Origin of the sequence: Mesorhizobium sp. M1E.F.Ca.ET.041.01.1.1, from assembly GCF_003997355.1 — a bacterium.
Classification (GTDB): domain Bacteria; phylum Pseudomonadota; class Alphaproteobacteria; order Rhizobiales; family Rhizobiaceae; genus Mesorhizobium.
This window is the reverse complement of the sequence record NZ_RZSL01000622.1, coordinates 1-3361: the sequence shown is the minus strand read 5'-3', so window position 1 is coordinate 3361 and position 3361 is coordinate 1. Positions and strand designations below refer to the sequence as shown.

General features: G+C 63.5%; 3 protein-coding genes and 1 pseudogene. All 4 read right to left on the bottom strand.

Features of this window, described 5'->3' with window-relative positions; genetic code table 11:
• Positions 1–594 (bottom strand): MBL fold metallo-hydrolase (locus EOA38_RS31470; RefSeq protein WP_145966147.1); only part of this gene is annotated, 594 nt, incomplete at its 3' end.
• A gap of 3 nt (positions 595–597) precedes the next feature.
• A complete protein-coding gene (locus EOA38_RS31465) occupies positions 598–1392 on the bottom strand; it encodes a TatD family hydrolase (RefSeq protein WP_127301059.1) in 795 nt (264 codons plus the stop codon).
• Positions 1392–2942 (bottom strand): methionine--tRNA ligase, encoded by a 1551-nt coding sequence (gene metG / locus EOA38_RS31460; RefSeq protein ID WP_127301058.1) that lies wholly within the window; start codon positions 2940–2942, stop codon positions 1392–1394. Before metG ends, EOA38_RS31465 begins: the two co-directional genes overlap by 1 nt.
• A gap of 127 nt (positions 2943–3069) precedes the next feature.
• A pseudogene (locus EOA38_RS31455) lies at positions 3070–3361 on the bottom strand (DNA polymerase III subunit delta'); the annotation flags it as partial.

The following is a 3361-nucleotide window of genomic DNA, read 5'->3' as shown; positions in this document are numbered from 1 at the left end:
GCGCAGCCGTTCCGCGGTGGCAGCCGGGAAATCGCTGATATCAGGGCAATAGGCGAGGCCGCCGACGCGAAAGCCCAACGAGATGATATCGCCGTGAATCTGCGGCAGCGGCTCAAGGGTGAGGGGACCCCCCTCGCCCTCGATTACCACTGGCCTGGCGTGGTTGATGAGATGCGGCTTGACGATCGGCGGATAGGAACTGCCGGGCGGCGTGTCGAAGCAATAGTCGAACGCCTGGCGCAGCCGCCCCATCGTCGGCTCGTCGGCATGGATATCGATACGGTGCCGCTGCTCGTGCACATAGCCGCGCAAGTCGTCGATGCCGTGGATATGATCGGCATGCGGATGTGTATAGACGACAGCGTCAATGCGCCTGACCGAGGCGAGCAACATCTGCTCGCGGAAGTCCGGACCGGTGTCGATGACGACCGTCGTGCGGCCGCCACCGGCGGCAATCCGCTCGACAAGGGCCGCCGCGCGCATACGGCGGTTCTTTGGATTGTTCGGATCGCAATTGCCCCAGTCGCCGGTGATGCGCGGCGTGCCGGGCGACGAGCCGCAGCCGAGAATGGTGAGGCGCAGCCGGTCGCTCATCTCTCAGGCGCCCGCCATGTCCGGGCGCGGCATCTTGGTGAACAGCCGGAACACGTTTTCGGTGGTGATGTCGGCGATCTCGGCCTCGCTGACGCCGATGGTTTCGGCGAGCACCTTTGCCGTGTTCGTGACAAAGGCGGGCTCGTTGCGCTTGCCGCGATGCGGGACAGGCGCAAGGTAAGGCGCGTCTGTTTCGACCAATAGACGGTCGTGCGGGACGTCGGCGGCGATGGCGCGCAGCTCGGTCGAGTTCTTGAAGGTCAGGATGCCCGAGAAAGAGACGTATCCGCCCAGCGTAACGCCGACTTCGGCCAGCCTGCGACCGGACGAAAAACAATGCAGAATGAAGGGGAAGGCGCCCTTCCCTGTCTCGTCCTCGAGGATCGCCGCCATGTCGTCGTCGGCATCGCGCGAATGGATGACCAGCGGCAGCCCGGTCCGACGCGCGGCGGCGATGTGGGTGCGGAACCCTTGCGCCTGCGCCTCCCGCGGCGCGTGGTCATAGAAATAGTCTAGGCCGGCTTCGCCGATCGCCACCACCTTGGGGTGGCTGGAAAGCCGCACCAGCTCGTCGGCGGTCACGTCGAGTTCTTCCGCCGCCTGGTGAGGATGAGTGCCGACCGAGCAATAGACCTCGTTGAAAGTTTCAGCGATTTCAAGGATTTGCTGAAAGCGCTTCACACGCGTTGAGATCGTCACCATGCGGCCGATGCCGGCCGCCAGGGCGCGGGCGACGATAGCCGCCCGTTCCTCGGCGAAGTCCGGAAAGTCGAGGTGGCAGTGGCTGTCGACGAGCATCAGGCTTTGGTGTCCTGCTCGACATAACGCGGAAATACGCCCTCGGGCGCCGGCAAGGCCGTGCCGGGCACGAGCGCATGGTCGGCGTGGACGTGCTCGAAATTGCGCTTGTCCGCCGGCACGGCCAGCAGGTCGAGCAGCTTCGCGGCCGATCCGGGAATGAAGGGCTGGCAAAGCACCGTCACCCGCCGGACGACTTCAGCGGTCGTCCACAGCACCGTCTCCATTCGCTCCGGATCGGTTTTCCGCAGCGCCCAGGGCTCCTGGGAAGCGAAATAACGATCGGCTTCGGCCACCACGCTGAAGATCGCCGCCAGCGCCAGATGGATCCCCTGCTCCGCCATCGCCTTGCGCGCGACCTCAAGCGCCTCCACCGCCTGGTCGAGGATTGCCCGGTCGGCTTCGGCCAGTTCGCCGCGCTTCGGCACCGCGCCTCCGCAGTTCTTGGCGATCATCGACAGCGAGCGTTGCGCCAGATTGCCGAGGCCGTTGGCGAGATCGGCGTTGGTGCGGTTGACGATCGCTTCGTGGCTGTAGTTGCCGTCCTGGCCGAACGGTACCTCGCGCAGGAAGAAATAGCGCACCTGGTCGACGCCATAGTGCTCCGCCATGGTGAACGGGTCGATGACGTTGCCGACCGACTTCGACATCTTCTCGCCGCGGTTGAACAGGAAGCCATGACCGAAGACGCGCTTCGGCAACGGAATCCCCGCCGACATCAGGAAGGCCGGCCAGTAGATGGCGTGGAAGCGTACGATGTCCTTGCCGATGATGTGCGCATCCGCAGGCCAGAAACGCCATTTCTCAGCATTTTCATCGGGATAGCCGACGCCGGTTATGTAGTTTGTCAGGGCGTCGACCCACACATACATCACATGCTTCTCGTCGCCGGGCACCGGCACGCCCCAGTCGAAGGTGGTGCGCGAGATCGACAGGTCCTTCAGCCCCGATTTGACGAAGCGCATCACCTCGTTGCGGCGCTCGGCCGGACCGATGAAATCGGGTTGGCTTTCGTAAAGCGCGATCAGTTTGTCCTGATAGGCCGAAAGCCGGAAGAAATAGCTCTCCTCCTCGACCCACTCGACGGGCGTACCTTGTGGCCCGTAGCGGATATCGTCGGCGCGGACCTCGGTCTCTTCCTCGCCATAATAGGCTTCGTCGCGCACCGAATACCAGCCGGCATAGCCGCCCTTGTAGATGTCGCCATTGGCGGCCATCGCCTTCCAGATCGCCTGCGAGGACGCATAGTGCCGCTCCTCGGTGGTGCGGATGAAATCGTCGTTGGAGGCGTTGAGCGCCGTCGCCATGCGTTTGAACTCGGCAGCGTTGCGGTCGGCGAGCTCGCGCGGCGCGATACCTTCCTTCCGCGCCGTCTGCAGCATCTTGATGCCGTGCTCGTCGGTACCGGTGAGGAAGTAGACCTCCTTGCCGTCGAGCCGCTGGAAGCGGGCAAGCGCGTCGGTGGCGATCAGTTCGTAGGCATGGCCGATATGCGGCTTGCCGTTCGGGTAGGAGATCGCGGTCGTGATGTAGAATGTGTCGCGTGACATGAATGAACCGTCATGAATGTCTGAATGTGAGTTGTGGCGGTGGATATCCTATCGGCATGGCGATTGCCATCCCGAGGCCGATGCATGCCGCCCAAAAGTGGGCAACGGCATGCATCAAAAAAAGCCGTCACATTCGCATCACAGACTTCAGGCGGTCGATCATGGTCAGGGCGTGCTGCTTCTTGTCGAGATTGTAGGTCTCGGCCTCAGATATCGTGTTCAGCGCCTCATGCCAAGCCTCGGACAGCGTTTTGGCCCTGGCGAGATCGCCGGCTAAAGCTGCTTTGCTGGCCGCCGCCGACAAGAGATCGAGCGCTCGCCGATTGAAGATATCGAATTGGATCGCCTGGTCGCGACCGGCGACAGCCTCGGCGAGGCGATGGGCGGCCGCAATGTCGGACTTCGGCGCCGCCGCCAAC

Excerpts from the sequence above, each read along its gene's own strand:
- EOA38_RS31465 (WP_127301059.1), bottom strand. The coding sequence starts at position 1,392 with ATGCTCGTCGACAGCCACTGCCACCTCGACTTTCCGGACTTCGCCGAG.
- metG (WP_127301058.1), bottom strand. The coding sequence starts at position 2,942 with ATGTCACGCGACACATTCTACATCACGACCGCGATCTCCTACCCGAAC.